Below are 17,763 nucleotides of genomic sequence, written 5' to 3'. Positions count from 1 at the left end.
TCTGAATTGCACGTTTTGCCGGATTCAGTCCTTCGCCTCACCTTTCAGCCGCTCGATCGTCATCAGCACACGCTCCGGCGTCGCTGGAGCATCAAGGCGCGGACAGATCCTGTGATCGGCGACGCTGGCCACCGCATCCGACAGCGCGTGCAGCACCGACATGCCGAGCGGGAAGGGCGGCTCGCCGACCGCCTTGGAGCGATGGATCGTCGGCTCTCCGGCTTCCGGCCAGTCGGCCAAAGTGACGTTGAAGATCTTCGGCCGATCGGAGGCGAGCGGGATCTTGTAGGTCGACGGTGCGTGGGTGCGCAGCCGGCCCTTGCCGTCCCACCACAGCTCCTCCGTCGTCAGCCAACCCATGCCCTGGATGAAGCCGCCCTCGATCTGGCCAAGGTCGATGGCGCGGTTCAGCGAACGGCCGGTCTCGTGCAGGATATCGGTGCGCTCGACCACATATTCGCCAGTCAGCGTGTCGACCGAGACTTCCGAGCAGGAGGCGCCGTAGGCGAAATAGTAGAAGGGGCGGCCCTCGCCCTTGTCGCGGTTCCAGTGGATTTTCGGCGTCTTGTAGAAACCCGCCGCCGAGAGCTGGACGCGCGCCATGTAGGCCTGCTTGACGAGATCGGCGAAGGCGATCTCCTGGTTGCCGATACGCACCCGGTTGGGCAGGAACAGCACCTGATCGCGCGGCACCTGGTATTTCTCGGCGGCGAAATCGGTCAGCCGGTCCTTGATCTGGCGGGCGCCATTCTGTGCCGCCATGCCATTGAGGTCGGAGCCGGACGATGCCGCGGTGGCCGAGGTGTTGGGCACCTTGCCGGTGGTGGTCGCGGTGATCTTCACCTGGTCGAGATCGATCTGGAATTCTTCCGCCACCACCTGCGCGACCTTGAGGTAGAGCCCCTGCCCCATCTCGGTGCCGCCATGGTTCAGATGCACCGAACCATCGGTGTAGACATGCACCAGCGCGCCGGCCTGGTTGTAGTGGGTGGCGGTGAAGGAAATGCCGAACTTGACCGGCGTGAGCGCCAGGCCGCGCTTGATGAAACGGCTGTTGGCGTTGAAGGCCGATATTTGGCGCCGCCGCCGCGCATAGCTGGCGCTCTCCTCGAGTTCGGCGACGATGCGCTGGATGATGTTGTCCTCGACCGTCTGGTGGTAGGGCGTGATGTTGCGGTCGCTGGTGCCATAGAAATTCGTCTTGCGGATCTCGAGCGGATCCTTGCCGACCGCGAACGCCACCTCGTCGATGACGCGTTCGGCGCCGACCATGCCTTGCGGGCCGCCGAAGCCCCGAAAGGCGGTGTTCGACACGGTGTTGGTGTAGAGCGGCGCCGATTGCGCGTGCACGGTCGGCCAGAAATAGGTGTTGTCGCAATGGAACAGCGCGCGATCCGTCACCGGGCCCGACAGATCCGACGAGAAGCCGCAACGCGCGGCGAACATGAAATCGACACCGAGAATGTTGCCCTCGTCGTCGAAGCCGACTTCGTAGTCGACGAGGAAATCATGACGCTTGCCGGTGGCGATCATGTCGTCGTCGCGGTCGGGCCGGATCTTGACGGCGCGATGGTGTTTCTTGGCAGCGATGGCCGCGAGCGCGGCAAACTGATTGCCTTGCGTTTCCTTGCCGCCGAAACCGCCGCCCATGCGGCGGATCTCCACCGTGATGGCATTGCTGGGTACGCCGAGCGCATGGCTCACCATGTGCTGGACTTCGCTCGGATGCTGGGTCGAGGAATAGATGGTGACGTCCTGATCCTCGCCGGGAACGGCCATGGCGATATGGCCTTCAAGATAGAAATGCTCCTGGCCGCCGACGCGCATCTTTCCGTTCAGCCGGCGCGGCGCCGCCTTGATCGCAGCGGCGGCATCGCCGCGTTTCAAGGTAAGCGGCGGCGTGACGAGCTTGTCCTTCCTCGGATCGAGTTCGCCAATGTCGGTGACGAAAGGCAATTCCTTGTATTCGACCTTGGCCAGCCTGGTGGCGCGGCGTGCCTGCTCGCGGGTTTCGGCGATAACGCAGAAGATCGGCTGGCCGAAGAACTCGACCTTGCCGTCGGCGAGCACCGGCTCATCGTGCCGACCGGTCGGCGAAATATCATTCTCGCCCGGCACATCCTTTGCCGTGAGCACATCGACGACTCCGGAGGCAGCGCGCACCGCCGAAAGGTCCATGCGGGTGATGGTGGCATGCGCGGCGGCCGAGAGCCCGAGGCAGCCATGCAGCGTGCCGGATGGTTCCGGCATGTCGTCGATATAGACGGCTGTGCCGCTGACATGCTTGTGAGCGGAATCATGCCGCTGATCGGTGGCGACGCCGCCGACGATCTTCTCGGCCTTGAGGTTCGATGTGGCGTGCTTGTTCATCATGCCGCCTCGTTGCGGGACACCTGGAAGGGCGCCCTGGTGCCGCTGGTCTCGGCGAAGAAACGCAACAACAAGTTGCGCGCCGCAAGCGCCCGGTATTCGGCTGAGGCCCGCATGTCGGTGAGCGGGGTGAAATCCCTACCGTATTGTGCCATCGCCGCCTCGACCGTCTCTTCAGTCCATGGCTTGCCGAGCAGCGCCTTTTCGACAAAGGACGCCCGCTTCGGCGTCGCTGCCATGCCACCATAGGCGATGCGCACATCGGCGACCGTGCCGTCCTTGGCCAGCGTCAGGAAGAAGGCGCCAAGCGCAGCGGTGATATCCTCGTCGCGCCGCTTGGTGATCTTGTAGACGGCAAATTTCTCTCCCTTGGCCGGCACGGGCACGTGCACGGCCTCGACGAATTCGCCCGGCTGCCGGTCCTGCTTGCCATAGGCGATGAAGAAGGTTTCCAGCGGGATCGTGCGCCGCTTCTTGCCCTTGCGCAGGGTCAGGCGCGCGCCGAGCGCGATCAGGGGCGGCGGCGTGTCACCGATCGGCGAGCCGTTGGCAATGTTGCCGCCGATGGTGCCCATGTTGCGCACCTGTTCACCACCGATGCGGTCAAACAGCGGCCCCAGCGCCGGGATGCGTTTCGACAGCGTCGAAAAGGCTTCGGTGTAGGTGACGCCGGCGCCGATCGAAATGACTCCCTTGTCTTCGGCGATGGTGCACAGCCCATCGAGATTGCCGATGAAGACCGCCGGAGAGATGTCGCGCATATGCTTGGTCACCCACAGGCCGACATCGGTCGAGCCGGCAACGATGGTGGCGCCGGGTTCCTGGTCGAGCACAGTGGCGAAATCGTCGACATTGGCCGGCACGATGAGCCGCGCCCTGGCCGAACCGATCTCGACCCGCGCGCCGTCCCGCAAGGCTTCCAGCCTCGCCGTGATCGCCTTGCGCTCGACAGCCAGCGGATCCTTCCCCGCTTTGCCGTAGCTGGAGATGGCGTGCGCGGCGCGCATGATCGCTTCATAGCCGGTGCAGCGGCAGAGATTGCCCTGCAGCGCCTTTTCGATCTCCGCGTTCGATGGATCCGGCGACTTCATCCACAGGCCATAGAGCGACATGACGAAGCCCGGCGTGCAAAAGCCGCATTGCGAGCCATGAAAATCGACCATCGCCTGCTGGACGGGATGCAACTGGCCGGGCTGACCACGCAAATGTTCCACCGTCACGACATGGGTGCCGTCGAGCGAACCGAGGAAGCGGATGCAGGCATTGACGCTTTCATAGACCAGCCGGCCGGCCGAAAGCCTGCCGACCAGAACGGTGCAGGCGCCGCAATCGCCCTCGGCGCAACCTTCCTTGGTGCCGCGCAGCGAACGGTCGAGCCGCAGCCAGTCGAGCAGGGTCGCGTCCGGCGCCACCGAGGACAGCACGACATCCCTGCCATTGAGGATGAAGCGGATTTCGTTGCGGATATTGACCTTGGCCATGCCTCAGCTCCCCCTGTAGGTCGAATAGCCATAGGGCGAAATCAGCAATGGCACGTGATAGTGCACCGCCTCCGCCATGCCGAAACGGATCGGCACGCTGTCAAGGAAGGCCGGCTCGGGCAGCTTTGTGCCCTGGCCGCGCAGATAGTCGCCGGCCGCGAACACCAGTTCGTATTCGCCAGCGCGGAACTCGGCGCCGACCAACAGCGGCGCGTCACAGCGGCCGTCGGTATTGGTTGCGACCGTCTTCAGATGTGTCCTCGCCGAACCGTCGAGACGATAGAGTGCGATCGACAACCCGGCCGCCGGCTTGCCGGTCGCGGTGTCGAGGACATGCGTCGTCAGACGTCCGCCATCGGCTTTCGACGTTTCTGCCACTGGCGCCTCCCATTTCCAATATGAACGAACTGGCCCGGTACAGTCGAACAAAGCAATGAATTGTGCGCCAATTAAAGGCGATGCATAAGTCCCGGTCGAGCGGAGCGGCACAAAAACACTTTCAAAAATTTTAAGGGAATGCTGCGGCAACCCTTTCGACTATCCTGATCACAACTTCCGGCAGTGTCCGGCAGGAGGGGCAATGCGTTACGAAAGAGACATGCACGGCTACGGAGCCAATCCACCGGATCCGAAATGGCCCGGCGGGGCGCATGTCGCCGTGCAGTTCGTCGTCAATTACGAAGAGGGCGGCGAGAATTGCGTGCTGCATGGCGACAAGGCGTCGGAAGCCTTCCTGTCGGAGATCGTCGGTGCCGCACCATGGGTGGGACAGCGCCATTGGAACATGGAATCGATCTACGAATATGGCGCGCGGGCCGGCTTCTGGCGGCTGCTGCGTCTGTTCAGCGAACGCCAAGTCCCTGTGACCTGCTACGGCGTCGCCACAGCGTTGGCACGCTCGCCCGACCAGGTCGCGGCCATGCAGGACGCCGGCTGGGAAATCGCCTCGCATGGGCTGCGGTGGATCGACTACCGCGATCATAGCGCCGAGGATGAGCGCCGCGACCTCGATGCGGCAATCAAGCTGCATTACGAAGTGACCGGCCAGCGCCCGACCGGCTGGTATACGGGCCGCACTTCGGTCAACACCGTGCGGCTGGTGGCCGAAGAAGGCGGCTTCGACTACGTCTCCGATACCTATGACGACGAACTGCCTTATTGGTTCGAGCATGCCTGCGGCACGCAGCTCATCATTCCCTATACGCTCGACGCCAACGACATGCGCTTCGCCACGCCGCAGGGCTTCAATTCGGGCGACCAGTTCTTCGCCTATCTCAAGGACAGTTTCGACACGCTCTATGCCGAGGGCAAGGCCGGGCGGCCGCGCATGATGAGTATCGGCCTGCATTGCCGCCTCGTCGGGCGGCCGGGCCGGGTCGCGGCGCTGAAGCGCTTCGTCGACTATGTCAAATCGCATGACAAGGTCTGGCTGGCGCGGCGCATCGACATCGCCAAGCACTGGCAGGAGAACCATCCCTACAAGCCAGCGGCGCTGCGCCCCTCCAAGATGGAATTCGAAACATTCGTCCACACGTTCGGCGGCGTGTTCGAGCATTCGCCCTGGATTGCCGAGCGAGCCTACGAGTTGGAGCTGGGCCCGGCGCACGACACGGCTGGCGGCCTGCACAATGCGCTCTGCCGCATCTTCCGCGCTGCCAGCGAGACCGAGCGGCTGGGTGTGCTCAACGCCCATCCCGATCTTGCCGGCAAGCTGGCCAAGGCCAGGCGGCTGACGGCGGAATCGACCAGGGAACAAGCCTCCGCCGGCCTCGACGCGCTGACCGACAAGGAACGCGAACTGTTCTCCAAGCTCAACGCCGCCTACGTCACCACTTTCGGTTTCCCCTTCATCATCGCGGTCAAGGGCAAGACCAAGGAGGAAATCCTCGCCGAGTTCGAGGCGCGCATCGGAAACAGCCGCGGCGTCGAATTCGAGACCGCCTGCAAACAGGTCGAGCGCATCGCGCTGCTCCGCCTCAGAGACATGCTACCGCAATAGGTTTGAACCCATGGATACGATCAGGATGCCAGAGCGCACCTACTACGCACCACATGGCGGCCATCCCGGCCAATCTGAATTGCTGACAGGCCGCGCCGTCTTCACCGAGGCCTATGCCGTCATCCCCAAGGGCGTGATGCAGGACATCGTCACCAGCGCCTTGCCGTTCTGGGACAAGACCCGCGTCTGGATCCTGTCGCGGCCACTGTCCGGTTTTGCCGAGACATTCTCGCAATACATCGTCGAGGTGGAGCCCGGCGGCGGCAGCGACCGGCCGGAACCCGATGCCGGCGCAGAAGGCGCCCTGTTCGTGGTCGAGGGCGAACTGACCGTTCTGCTTTCCGGCAAGAAGCATGTGTTGCGGCCAGGTGGCTTTGCCTTCCTGCCGCCGGCGAGCGGCTGGACGGTTCGCAACGAGGCCAAGGCGGCGGTCCGCTTCCACTGGATTCGCAAGGCCTACGAAGTGGTCGACGGTCTCGATATGCCGGAAGCCTTCTTCACCAACGAGCAGGATATCGCACCGACGCCGATGCCGGGCACCGAAGGCCGCTGGGCGACGACACGCTTCGTCGACCCGGCCGATTTGCGCCACGACATGCACATGACCATCGTCACGCTCGAGCCGGGCGCGGTCATTCCGTTCGCCGAAACGCATGTGATGGAACACGGCCTCTATGTGCTGGAAGGCAAGGCGGTCTACCGCCTCAACCAGGACTGGGTCGAGGTCGAGGCCGGCGACTATATGTGGCTGCGCGCCTTCTGCCCGCAGGCCTGCTATGCCGGCGGCCCGGGAAAGTTCCGCTATCTGCTCTACAAGGACGTCAACCGGCACGCCAAGCTCGGCGGGGCCGGTATCGGCGGTCGCGCGCGGTGACCCGCATCACAGCACAGAAGCTGACCCGTGAGGCCTTTGCCCCCTTCGGCGATGTCATCGACATGGGTGGCGACAACCACTACCCGATCAATGGCGGCAAGGCTGAGCGCTACCACGATCTGGCGACCGCCGAGGCCACAGGGCCGAACGCGCGCGTGCTGATCTCGATGGTGCGCGGCACGCCTTACGAACTGCCGCTGAAACTGACCATGGTCGAGCGCCACCCCTTCGGCAGCCAGGCCTTCATTCCGCTGTCGCCGCGTCCGTTCCTGGTTGTCGTCTGCCATGACGGCAAGGAGGGGCCGGGCGAGCCGCACGCCTTCATCACCGCGCCCGGACAGGGCATCAACTATTCCCGCAATCTCTGGCACGGCGTGTTGACGCCGCTCGGCGAGCCCCAGGACTTCCTTATCGTCGACCGTGGCGGCGACGGCTCCAACCTCGAAGAGTTCCATTTTTCGCACGCCTACGAGATCCATCTCCCCTGAAAGCTTTCCCCATGACCGATATATCGCTGATCGACCGCCTGCTCGACGTGATCGAGCACGACATCGTGCCGAAGACGGCGGAAGGCGTCGCCCACGGAAACAAGCTGTTCGGCGCGGCGATCCTGCGCAAGGACGACCGTTCGCTGGTGCTGGCCGAAACCAACAACGAGATGGAAAACCCGCTCTGGCACGGCGAGGTGCATTGCCTGAAGCGGTTCTACGAGATGCCGAGGGCCGAGCGCGTCGACACCAAGGATGCGCTGTTCGTCGCCACGCACGAACCCTGCTCGCTCTGCCTGTCGGCGATCACCTGGACGGGCTTCGACAATTTCTACTACCTGTTCAGCCACGAGGATTCGCGCGACAGTTTTGCGATCCCGCACGATCTGAAGATCCTGAAAGAGGTCTTCACCCTCGACCCCGGCGGCTACAATGCCGAGAATGCCTATTGGAAGAGTTTTTCGATCCGCAGGATGGTACGGGCGTTGCCCGAGGCGCAGCGTCAGCGGCTGGAAACGCGCATCGGCAAGATCTCGGCACGCTACGACGAACTGTCCGACGCCTACCAGGCGAGCAAGAGCGAAAACGACATTCCGCTGAACTGAGGTTGTGCCGCAGGTAACGGCACAGGTCGCATAATTCGCTGCTCCAGTCGCGAATGGCGATTGAAACTTGCCGCGCCGCGGGGCGTTATGCGCACCCATGAAAACCATCACCGAATTTCCCCGCAAGGTCGTCGAATTCCCCGATATGGGCATCGTCATGCCGGATGGCTGCCGGCTATCGGCGCGGGTGTGGATGCCGGAGGATGCCGGCGACGAACCAGTGCCTGTCATTCTCGAGCATTTGCCCTACCGCAAGCGCGATGGCACCATCTTTCGCGATCAGCTGACGCATCCCTATTTCGCCGGCCACGGCTACGCCTCGATCCGCGTCGACATGCGCGGCAATGGCGATTCCGAAGGGCTGATGGACGACGAATATTCCGAACAGGAATTGCAGGATGCCTGCCACGTCATCGCCTGGGCGGCGGCCCAGCCCTGGTGCAACGGCAATGTCGGGATGATGGGCATCTCCTGGGGTGGCTTCAACTGCCTGCAGGTTGCGGCCAAGCAGCCGCCGGCGCTGAAGGCGGTGATCAGCCTGTGCTCGACCGTCGACCGCTACGCCGACGACATCCACTACAAGGGCGGCTGCCTGCTGATCGAGAATTTCGGCTGGGCCTCGACTATGCTCTCCTACTCGTCGCGGCCGCCGGACCCGCTGATCGCCGGCGACAACAGATGGCGCGATCTGTGGCTGACCCGGCTGGAGAACCAGCCCTTCCTTTTGCCGCTGTGGCTCAGCCACCAGCACCGCGACGCCTATTGGAAGCGCGGCTCGATCTGCGAGGATTTTTCGGCCGTCAAGGCCGCCGTGCTGTCGATCGGCGGCTGGCATGACGGCTACCGCAACACGATCTCGCACCTCGTCACCAACATCGAAGCGCCGGTCAAGGGCATTGTCGGCCCCTGGATCCACAAATACCCGCACTATGCCGGACCCCAGCCGGCCATCGGCTTCCTGCAGGAAGCGCTGCGCTGGTGGGACCACTGGCTGAAGGGCGCCGAGACCGGCGTCGAGGACGATCCCGCCTACCGCGCCTATGTGATGGACAGCGTGCGCCCGGCGCGCTGGCATCCCGAGCGGCCCGGCCGTTGGGTGGCCGAGCAACAATGGCCGTCACCCGCGATCAAGACCCAGGCCATCGAACTGCTGCCCAAGGGGAGCAAACCGGCCATCATTGCCTCGCTGCAGAATTGCGGGCTGGCCGGCGGCGAATATTTCCCGTTCACCTTCGGCCCGGAATTGCCGGGCGACCAGCGTCCCGACGATGCCTTGTCTGTCTGTTTCGACCAGCCGGAGCTCACCGAGGCCATCGATATTGTCGGCGCGCCGGAAGTCCAAGTCACTCTCTCCTCCGATCGCCCGCAGGCCAACATCGCGGTGCGGCTGTGCGACGTGCATCCCGACGGCGCTTCCGAACTGATCTCCTATGGCGTGCTCAATTTGACGCATCGCGACTCGCACGAATTCCCGCAGGCCCTGGTGCCTGGCGAGACCGTGTCGGCGCGCGTCGTGCTCGATCAATGCGCCTACCGCGTACCGGCCGGCCACCGCCTGCGCATCGCCGTGTCGAACGCCTATTGGCCCATGATCTGGCCGTCGCCGGAGCCGGTGCAGCTGAGCTTGTCGGCGGCGACACTTGCCTTGCCGCTACGCCCGCTGGCAAAAGGCGACGAAGCGACGTTCGCCGAGCCGGAAGGTGCCACGCCCTGGGCGACCGAGACGATCCGTGCCGCCAACTCCGAGCGCCATGTCGATCGCGACGAAAAGACCGGAATCGTCACGCTTTCCATCGCGGATGATTTCGGCGCGGTGCGTGATCTCGACCACGGCCTGGTCAATGGCAGCATCGCCCGCGAGACCTGGGCTATCCATCCTGACAATCCATTGTCGGCCTCGGGGAAAACACACTGGACGCAGACACTGTCGCGAAATGGATGGTCGGTGCGTACCGAGACATGGGCCGAGATGCGATCGGACGCACAAAACTTCATCGTCAGCGCCAGAATCGAGGCCTATGAGGGTGAGAAAATCGTCTTCGAGCGCAATTTCGAGGAGAAAATCCCGCGCACGCTTGTTTGAGCGCCGACACCCTTGGTCCAAATGCGACGTACGATTTACGCCACGGCATGTCGCATTCGGTCTTGCTTACGGCATTGGCTTACCCTCATTATTCAGGGAGAATTAACAACAAAAATCGACCGTAGAGTCGAACCAACAGAGTGAGGAACTCAAAATGTCGAACGAACTGGAATTCCTTAGCCGGCGTGTCGCAGCGGGCAAGCTGAGCCGTCGTGATTTTCTCGGTCGCGCGGCAGCGCTCGGCATTGCCGCACCCTTCGCCAATTCGCTGCTTTCAAGTGCTGCGCGCGCGGCAGGCCCGGTCAAGGGCGGCACGCTGAAGGCCGGCCTGGTCGGCGGTGAATCCACCAACAGCCTCGATCCGGCGCTGATGATGACGCAGGTGCCGTTCGCCTTCGGCAAGTGCTGGGGCGAAATGATCGTCGAACTGTCGCCGGACGGCAAGCTCGAGAACCGCATCGCGGAAGAGATCGGCTCGTCCGACGACGCGAAGACCTGGACCCTGAAAATCCGCGACGGCGTCGAATTCCACAACGGCAAGACCGTGACCGCCGAGGACGTGGCCGCCACGCTGGAGCGCCACTCGGACGAGAAGTCGAAATCCGGCGCCCTCGGCTACATGAAGGGTATCGCGACCATCAAGGCCAGCGGCAAGGAAGTGGTGCTGACGCTGAAGGAGGCCAATGCCGACCTTCCCTACCTGCTCAGCGACTATCACCTGATCGTCCAGCCGAATGGCGGCAAAGACAAGCCCGATGCCGGCATTTCGGCCGGCCCGTATGTGGTCAAGACCAACGAGCCCGGTGTGCGCCATGGCGGCGAGCGTTTCGCCAATTACTGGCAGGGCGACAAGATGGGCCATGCCGACCAGATCGAAGTCATCGTCATCAACGATGCGACGGCGCGCACGGCGGCCCTGCAGGGCGGCCAGGTCAACATGATCAACCGCGTCGAGCCGAAGATCGTCGACCTGATCAAGCGCGTGCCGGGCGTGACCATCCGCAACCATGCGGGTCCGGGCCACTATGTCTTCATCATGCATTGCAACACGGCGCCCTTCGACAACAACGACCTGCGCATGGCGCTGAAGCTCGCCATTGACCGCGAAGAGATGCTGACCAAGGTGCTGCGCGGCTATGGCTCGCTCGGAAACGACTTCCCGATCAACGCGTCCTATCCGCTGTTCACCGAAATCGAGCAGCGCAAGTACGATCCCGACAAGGCCAAGTTCCACTATAAGAAGTCCGGCCATGATGGCACTGTTCTGCTGAGGACTTCGGACGTCGCCTTCCCCGGCGCGGTCGATGCCTCGCAGCTCTTCCAGCAGAGCGCGGCGAAGGCCGGCATCAAGATCGAGCTCAAGCGCGAGCCCGGCGACGGCTACTGGAATGAGGTCTGGAACAAGCAGCCCTTCTGCGCCTCCTACTGGGGCGGACGCTCGACGCAGGACCAGATGTACTCGACCGCCTATCTGTCGACCGCCGACTGGAACGACACGCGTTTCAAGCGCCCGGACTTCGACAAGATGGTGCTGGCGGCGCGCGCCGAGCTCGACGAGGCCAAGCGCAAGCAGATGTACCACGACATGGCCGTCATGGTGCGCGACGAAGGCGGCCTGATCCTGCCGATGTTCAACCAGTTCATCGACGCCACCGGCGCCAAGGTCGATGGCTGGGTGGACGATCCGCACCAGGAACTGATGAACGGCTACGCCCTGGCGAAGTGCTGGCTGCAGGCCTGAGTCCGGCTTTGCGGAGATGTCCTCACCCATCCTGAAGCTAATTGCCCAGCGCGTCGCGCTGGGCATCCTCCTTCTGCTGGCCATTTCGGTCCTGATCTTCGCCGGCACGCAAATCCTGCCCGGCGACGTCGCGCAAGCCATTCTGGGACAATCGGCAACGCCGGAGTCGCTCGCCAATCTGCGCGAACAGCTCGGCCTCAACGACCCGGCCTATGTCAGGTATTTCCACTGGCTCGGCGGCGTGCTGACCGGCGACCTCGGCGCTGCCATGTCGAGCGGCCAGGATATCGCCACCTCGATCAAGGGCCGGCTGTGGAACACGCTGTTCCTGGCCTTCTGGGCGGCGGTCGTGGCCGTGCCGCTGGCAATCATCCTCGGCCTGATCGCCGTGCGCTACCGCAATGGCTGGGTCGACAAGCTGATCTCCGGGCTGGCGCTCGCCTCGACCTCCTTCCCGGAATTCTTCATCGGCTATCTCCTGGTCTATTTCTTCGCGGTGAAATGGCAGATCTTTCCCGCCATCTCGACCGTCTATGACGGCATGCCCTTTGGCGAGCGCATGCAGGCCATCGCGCTGCCGCGCGACGGCCCTGACGCTGGTGGTGCTGGCCCACATGATGCGCATGACCCGAGCCGCGATCCTCAACGTCATGCAGTCGGCCTATGTCGAGACGGCGGAGCTCAAGGGGCTCTCTGCCTTTGCCGTCATCCGCAAGCATGCCTTCCCGAACGCCATCGCGCCGATCATCAACGTCGTCATGCTCAACCTCGCCTATCTCATCGTCGGCGTCGTCGTGGTCGAGGTGATCTTCGTCTATCCCGGCATGGGGCAGTATCTGGTCGACCACGTCACCAAGCGCGACGTGCCGGTGGTGCAGGCGGTCGGCCTGATCTTCGCCGCCGTCTATATCAGCCTCAACATCATCGCGGACATTGCGGCGATCGTCGCCAATCCGCGTCTGCGACATCCAAAGTGAGGGGGCGGGCATGCTCGATATAAGACGCATTCCCATCCCCGCCCTGATCGGCCTCGTGCTGACCGCCCTGTTCGTGCTGGCGGCGATCTTGGCACCGTGGATCTCGCCGCACGACAATGCCGAGATCGTCGGCGACGTCTGGGAACCAATGTCGGCCGCGCATTGGCTCGGCACCGACAATCTCGGCCGCGATCTCTTGTCGCGCATGATCTACGGCGCCCGCATCACCCTGTTCATCGCCGTGCTGGCCACCGCGCTGTCCTTCTCGCTCGGCGCCATACTCGGTTTCTCGGCGGCGGTGTTCGGCGGCTGGTTCGACACGATCCTGTCGCGCCTCGTCGACCTGCTGATGTCGATCCCGACCCTGATCATGGGCCTGGTCGTGCTCTCCGTGCTGCCGACAAACCTGGTAACGCTGATCCTGGTCATGGGCATTCTCGACTCGACCCGCGTCTACCGCCTGTCGCGCGCGGTCGCCGTCGACATCAACGTCATGGATTATGTCGAGGCGGCAAAACTGCGCGGCGAAGGCAGCGCCTGGATCATCTTCCGCGAAATCCTGCCCAATGCGCTGTCGCCGCTGGTTTCGGAACTCGGCCTGCGCTTCATCTATGCTGTCCTGTTCCTGTCGACGCTGTCCTTCCTCGGCCTTGGCGTGCAACCGCCGGACGCCGACTGGGGCGGCATGGTCAAGGAAAACAAGGACGGCATCGTCTTCGGCATCGCCGCAGCACTCATTCCGGCGGGGGCGATCGCCGCGCTCGCCATCTCGGTCAACCTTGTCGCCGACTGGATTCTCAACCGCACGACAAGCCTGAAGGGAGGACGCGGGTGATGGCCGACAGCAAAGCGAAGCCCGGCGTGCTGCTCGATATCAGGAATCTGCGCATCGAGGCCACGGTCTACCCGCCCGGCGAGGCGCCAAAGAACATCGTGCTGGTGCACGATGTCTCGCTGACGCTGGAAAAGGGCAAGGTGCTGGGCCTGATCGGCGAATCTGGCGCCGGCAAGTCGACCATCGGCCTGTCGTCGATGGGCTATGGCCGCGGCGGCGTGCGCATCACCGGCGGCGAGGTGATCCTCAACGGCCGCGACATCCTGAAGGGCGGCAAGGAAGGTTTCCGCAAACTGCGCGGCCGCGAGGTCTGCTATGTCGCGCAGTCGGCGGCGGCCGCCTTCAACCCGGCGCACCGGCTGATGGACCAGGTGGTGGAAGCCACGCTGCTGCATGGCACGGCGACACGCGCCGAAGCCGAGAAGCGCGCCGTCGCGCTGTTCAAGAAGCTCAGCCTGCCGAACCCTGAAACCATCGGCGAACGCTTTCCGCACCAGGTCTCGGGCGGCCAGCTTCAGCGCGTCATGACGGCAATGGCGCTGTGCTCGGAACCCGACCTGATCGTCTTCGACGAGCCGACAACGGCGCTCGACGTGACGACGCAGATCGACGTGCTGTCGGCGATCAAGGATGCCATCCGCGACACCCATGTGGCGGCGCTCTACATCACCCACGACCTTGCCGTCGTCGCCCAGGTCTCCGACGAGATCATGGTGCTGCGCCATGGCAGGCTGGTCGAATGGGGCGGTACAAGGCAGATCATCAAGGAGCCGCGCCAGGAATACACCAACGCGCTGGTCTCGGTGCATGAGATCGAGCACCAGGAGCAGAACCCCGGCGCCACGCCGTTCCTGTCGGTGAAGAACGTCACCGCCGCCTATGGCGGCGGCCACGTCAAGGTGCTGAAGAACGTCTCGGTCGACATCTACCCCGGCCAGACGCTGGCCGTGGTCGGCGAATCCGGCTCCGGCAAGTCGACGCTGGCGCGCGCCATCACCGGACTTTTGCCGCCCGAACAAGGCACCGTCACCTTCGATGGGCGCCCGCTCGCCAACCGGCTTGCTGACCGGCCGAAGGAAGATCTGCGCCAGTTGCAGATGATCTACCAGATGGCCGACGTGGCGATGAACCCGCGCCAGACCGTCGGCACTATCATCGGCCGGCCGCTCGAATTCTATTTCGGCATGCGCGGCAGGGAACGCGACAAGCGCGTCGCCGAGCTGCTTGACGAGATCGAGATGGGCAAGGGCTTCGTCGACCGCTATCCGGCCGAGCTTTCCGGCGGCCAGAAGCAGCGCGTCTGCATCGCCCGTTCGCTCGCCGCCAAGCCGAAGCTGATCATCTGCGACGAGGTGACCTCGGCGCTCGATCCGCTGGTGGCCAACGGCATCCTCAAGCTGCTGCTCAACCTGCAGCAGCATGAAAAGGTCGCCTATCTCTTCATCACCCACGATCTGGCGACGGTGAAGTCGATCGCCGATTCGATCGCGGTGATGTATCGCGGCGAAGTGGTTCGCTACGGCTCGAAGAGCAAGGTTCTGACGCCGCCCTTCGATGCCTATACCGACCTTCTCCTGTCGTCGGTTCCGGAGATGGAGATCGGCTGGCTGGAAAAGGCGATCAAGGGGCGGCGCATGGCCAGCGCGGGGAACTAGCGACCTGCTGGTCGGGCGGCTGTCGTCATCCAGATGCAACACGAAAGCGCCACACGTCCTTGCGGACGGACGCTGCCCGTGACGTTGTTTTCAACAGGGGGTAGGAACATGAAGCCGGAACTCGACCATCTCGCCGATCTCGCCGGACAGGGCCGGATATCGCGGCGCGACTTCCTTGGCCGCACGGCGGCACTGGGTGTGTCGGCGGCGCTGGCAACGACGCTGGCCGGGAAAGCCTTCGCACAGACGCCGGTCAAGGGCGGTATCCTTAAGGCCGGCCTGCAGGGCGGCGAGTCGACCAACAGCCTCGACCCCGCGCTGAACCTCAGCCAGGTCACCTTCAGCTTCGGCAAGCAGTGGGGCGAATATCTGGTCCGGCTGATGCCCGACAACAGCCTGACCAATATGATCGCGCAGGAGATCGGCGCATCCAAGGATGCCAAGACCTGGACGATCAAGGTGCGCGACGGCGTCGAGTTCCACAACGGCAAGACCGTCACCGCCGAAGACATCGCCGCCACCATCGAGCGCCATGCCGACGAGAAGTCCAAATCCGGTGCGCTCGGCATCCTCAAGAACATCAAGGGCGTCAAGGCAAGCGGCAAGGAAGTCATCGTCACGCTCGGCGATGCCGACGCCGATTTCCCCTATCTGATGGCCGACTACCACCTCGTCATCCAGCCGAATGGCGGCAAGGACAATCCCAATGCCGGCATCAGCGCCGGTCCCTACAAGGTCACCGTCAACCAGCCCGGCGTGCGCCATGGCGGCGAGCGCTTCGCCAATTACTGGCAAGGCGACAAGATGGGCCATGCCGACCAGATCGAGATCGTCGTCATCAATGACGCCACCGCGCGGCTTGCGGCGCTGCAGGGCGGCCAGGTGCACATGATCAACCGCGTCGAGCCCAAGGTCGTCGACCTGGTCAAGCGCATCCCCGGCGTCAGCATCGAGAACGTGTCGGGCAAGGGCTACTACCCGTTCAACATGTTCTGCGACACCGCGCCCTTCGACAACAACGACCTGCGCATGGCGCTGAAACTCGCCATGGACCGCGAGGAAATGCTGACGAAGATCCTGCGCGGCTATGGCTCGGTCGGCAACGACTTCCCGATCAACGAAGCCTACCCGCTGTTTTCGACCGACATTGAACAGCGCAAGTTCGATCCGGAGAAGGCGGCCGCTCTCTACAAGAAGTCGGGCCACAGCGGCTCGATCCTGCTGCGCACTTCCGATGTCGCCTTCCCCGGCGCCGTCGACGCCGCCCAGCTCTATCAGCAGTCCTGCGCCAAGGCCGGCATCAAGATCGAGATCAAGCGCGAGCCCGGCGACGGCTACTGGTCGGAAGTCTGGAACAAGCAGCCCTTCTCGCTCTCCTACTGGGGCGGGCGCGCCACGCAGGACCAGATGTATTCCACCGGCTACGTCTCGACCGCCGACTGGAACGACACGCGCTTCAAGCGGCCGGAATTCGACAAGATGCTGCTTGCGGCGCGCGGCGAGCTCGACCACGCCAAGCGCAAGGCGATCTACCACGACATGGCGGTCCTGATGCGCGACGAGGGCGGCCTGATCGTGCCGTTCTTCAACCAGTTCATCGATGCCGCCGCTACCAACAAGATCGGCGGTTTTGCCAAGAGCCCGATCGGCGAGATGATGGATGGCTACGCGCTTGGTGAGTGCTGGCTCAACGCTTAGCCGGACCCTGCCTGTCTGATTCACGTGCCCCGTCTGATTTACATACAAGAACGCCGTGTGCCAGAAACGGCACGCGGCGTTCCCGTTTCAACAGCCAGACATCATGGAGCAGCCCATGGCGCTCAAATCCAAGCTTCTGCTGATCATCCTCGACGGCGTTCCCTATCGCAACTGGCGCCGGCTGATGGGCAATCTCGAAGGCTGGGTGCAATCGGGTGAAGCGCGGGTCTGGAAGATGCGCTCGGTGCTGCCGTCGACCTCGGCCTGCTGCTATGCCTCGATCCACACCGGCGTGTCGCCGCAGGTGCATGGCATCCTTTCCAATGAGAATCGGTTCCGCGTCGGGCAGCCCGACATCTTCTCCGAAGTCAGCAAGGCCGGCGGCAGGACCGGGGCGGTCACCCACTCCTACTGGTCGGAATTCTTCCGCTCCCACCCGTTCGACCTGGTCGAGGACATGGAGTATGACGAGCCGGGTGGGCCGATCACGCATGGCCGCTTCCACACCATGACCGGCTACAACGCCCGCAACCAGATGACGCCGAGCGACGTCGATTTGTTCGCGACGCTGACCATGCTGACCAAACGCCACGGCATCGACTACGGCATCCTGCACACCTGCACGCTGGACTCCATGGGCCATCGCTTCGGCCATGACTGCCACGAGATGGACCATGCCGTCTACGCGATGGACGGCATGCTGGCCGCCTTCCTGCCGGGCTGGATCGCGGCCGGCTACGAGGTGATGGTCACCGCCGACCATGGCCAGACCGACCGCGGCCACCATGGCGGCCATGATGACGAGATGCAGGATTTCGCGCTGTATTATTTCGGACAAGGCCAAGGGCCTGAAGCCGATACGCTGCTCGACCAGCTGCAGCTGGCGCCGACGGTGCTGAGCCGGCTCGGCGTGCCGGTACCGGCGACGATGAAGGCGAAGCCTTTCTTGGGTTGAGC

The 17,763-nt window shown here is 63.6% G+C and carries 13 protein-coding genes and 1 pseudogene; 11 read left to right on the top strand and 3 right to left on the bottom strand.

Annotated elements, in window-relative coordinates; translation table 11 throughout:
• Nucleotides 1–24: 24 nt before the first annotated feature.
• The 3 genes from xdhB to uraH are packed head-to-tail and all read right to left on the bottom strand — an operon-like array spanning nucleotide 25 to nucleotide 4,229.
• Entirely contained in the window at nucleotides 25–2,370 is a 2,346-nt protein-coding gene (xdhB, locus tag ACVILI_RS06785) for a xanthine dehydrogenase molybdopterin binding subunit (RefSeq protein WP_038653704.1), read from the bottom strand.
• Nucleotides 2,370–3,851 (bottom strand): xanthine dehydrogenase small subunit, encoded by a 1,482-nt coding sequence (gene xdhA, locus ACVILI_RS06780; RefSeq protein ID WP_038651570.1) that lies wholly within the window; start codon nucleotides 3,849–3,851, stop codon nucleotides 2,370–2,372. Before xdhA ends, xdhB begins: the two co-directional genes overlap by 1 nt.
• A gap of 3 nt (nucleotides 3,852–3,854) precedes the next feature.
• Nucleotides 3,855–4,229, bottom strand: a complete 375-nt coding sequence (uraH, locus tag ACVILI_RS06775; RefSeq protein ID WP_019862722.1) for a hydroxyisourate hydrolase — start codon at nucleotides 4,227–4,229, stop codon at nucleotides 3,855–3,857.
• Nucleotides 4,230–4,431: 202 nt separating this feature from the next.
• Between uraH and puuE the strand changes: the two genes are divergently transcribed.
• The 11 genes and pseudogenes from puuE (at nucleotide 4,432) to ACVILI_RS06720 (ending at nucleotide 17,761) form a co-directional block, all read left to right on the top strand.
• A complete protein-coding gene (gene puuE / locus ACVILI_RS06770; RefSeq protein WP_038651567.1) occupies nucleotides 4,432–5,850 on the top strand; it encodes an allantoinase PuuE in 1,419 nt (472 codons plus the stop codon).
• 10 nt (nucleotides 5,851–5,860) lie between these two features.
• Nucleotides 5,861–6,724 carry a bifunctional allantoicase/(S)-ureidoglycine aminohydrolase gene (locus ACVILI_RS06765; RefSeq protein ID WP_038651564.1) on the top strand — a complete coding sequence of 288 codons (864 nt, stop codon included), beginning with the start codon at nucleotides 5,861–5,863 and terminating at the stop codon, nucleotides 6,722–6,724.
• Nucleotides 6,721–7,212 (top strand): ureidoglycolate lyase, encoded by a 492-nt coding sequence (locus ACVILI_RS06760; RefSeq protein WP_038651561.1) that lies wholly within the window; start codon nucleotides 6,721–6,723, stop codon nucleotides 7,210–7,212. Before ACVILI_RS06765 ends, ACVILI_RS06760 begins: the two co-directional genes overlap by 4 nt.
• An 11-nt stretch (nucleotides 7,213–7,223) precedes the next feature.
• Complete coding sequence (locus ACVILI_RS06755) at nucleotides 7,224–7,817, top strand: nucleoside deaminase (protein WP_038651558.1); 594 nt, start codon at nucleotides 7,224–7,226, stop codon at nucleotides 7,815–7,817.
• 97 nt (nucleotides 7,818–7,914) lie between these two features.
• Nucleotides 7,915–9,900: a CocE/NonD family hydrolase gene (locus ACVILI_RS06750; RefSeq protein WP_038651555.1), complete on the top strand. Its 1,986-nt coding sequence runs from the start codon at nucleotides 7,915–7,917 to the stop codon at nucleotides 9,898–9,900.
• 154 nt (nucleotides 9,901–10,054) lie between these two features.
• Nucleotides 10,055–11,641: an ABC transporter substrate-binding protein gene (locus ACVILI_RS06745; RefSeq protein WP_019862713.1), complete on the top strand. Its 1,587-nt coding sequence runs from the start codon at nucleotides 10,055–10,057 to the stop codon at nucleotides 11,639–11,641.
• Nucleotides 11,642–11,657: 16 nt separating this feature from the next.
• Nucleotides 11,658–12,618: pseudogene (locus ACVILI_RS06740) on the top strand (ABC transporter permease).
• Nucleotides 12,619–12,628: 10 nt separating this feature from the next.
• Nucleotides 12,629–13,453, top strand: coding sequence for an ABC transporter permease (locus ACVILI_RS06735; protein ID WP_019862711.1), 825 nt, complete (start codon nucleotides 12,629–12,631; stop codon nucleotides 13,451–13,453).
• Complete coding sequence (locus ACVILI_RS06730; protein WP_020629117.1) at nucleotides 13,453–15,108, top strand: ABC transporter ATP-binding protein; 1,656 nt, start codon at nucleotides 13,453–13,455, stop codon at nucleotides 15,106–15,108. Before ACVILI_RS06735 ends, ACVILI_RS06730 begins: the two co-directional genes overlap by 1 nt.
• 108 nt (nucleotides 15,109–15,216) lie before the next feature.
• Nucleotides 15,217–16,806 carry an ABC transporter substrate-binding protein gene (locus ACVILI_RS06725; RefSeq protein ID WP_240564622.1) on the top strand — a complete coding sequence of 530 codons (1,590 nt, stop codon included), beginning with the start codon at nucleotides 15,217–15,219 and terminating at the stop codon, nucleotides 16,804–16,806.
• A 115-nt stretch (nucleotides 16,807–16,921) separates the two neighbouring features.
• Nucleotides 16,922–17,761, top strand: a complete 840-nt coding sequence (locus ACVILI_RS06720) for an alkaline phosphatase family protein (protein WP_038653702.1) — start codon at nucleotides 16,922–16,924, stop codon at nucleotides 17,759–17,761.
• The last annotated feature ends 2 nt before the right edge of the window (nucleotides 17,762–17,763 follow it).

Source organism: Mesorhizobium sp. USDA 4775, assembly GCF_054062655.1.
This window is presented reverse-complemented; position numbering and strand designations above follow the sequence as displayed.

Coding starts and splice junctions, on each gene's coding strand:
- xdhB (WP_038653704.1), bottom strand. CDS start 2,370: ATGAACAAGCACGCCACATCGAACCTCAAGGCCGAGAAGATCGTCGGC.
- xdhA (WP_038651570.1), bottom strand. CDS start 3,851: ATGGCCAAGGTCAATATCCGCAACGAAATCCGCTTCATCCTCAATGGC.
- puuE (WP_038651567.1), top strand. CDS start 4,432: ATGCGTTACGAAAGAGACATGCACGGCTACGGAGCCAATCCACCGGAT.
- ACVILI_RS06765 (WP_038651564.1), top strand. CDS start 5,861: ATGGATACGATCAGGATGCCAGAGCGCACCTACTACGCACCACATGGC.
- ACVILI_RS06755 (WP_038651558.1), top strand. CDS start 7,224: ATGACCGATATATCGCTGATCGACCGCCTGCTCGACGTGATCGAGCAC.
- ACVILI_RS06750 (WP_038651555.1), top strand. CDS start 7,915: ATGAAAACCATCACCGAATTTCCCCGCAAGGTCGTCGAATTCCCCGAT.
- ACVILI_RS06745 (WP_019862713.1), top strand. CDS start 10,055: ATGTCGAACGAACTGGAATTCCTTAGCCGGCGTGTCGCAGCGGGCAAG.
- ACVILI_RS06735 (WP_019862711.1), top strand. CDS start 12,629: ATGCTCGATATAAGACGCATTCCCATCCCCGCCCTGATCGGCCTCGTG.
- ACVILI_RS06730 (WP_020629117.1), top strand. CDS start 13,453: ATGGCCGACAGCAAAGCGAAGCCCGGCGTGCTGCTCGATATCAGGAAT.
- ACVILI_RS06725 (WP_240564622.1), top strand. CDS start 15,217: ATGAAGCCGGAACTCGACCATCTCGCCGATCTCGCCGGACAGGGCCGG.
- ACVILI_RS06720 (WP_038653702.1), top strand. CDS start 16,922: ATGGCGCTCAAATCCAAGCTTCTGCTGATCATCCTCGACGGCGTTCCC.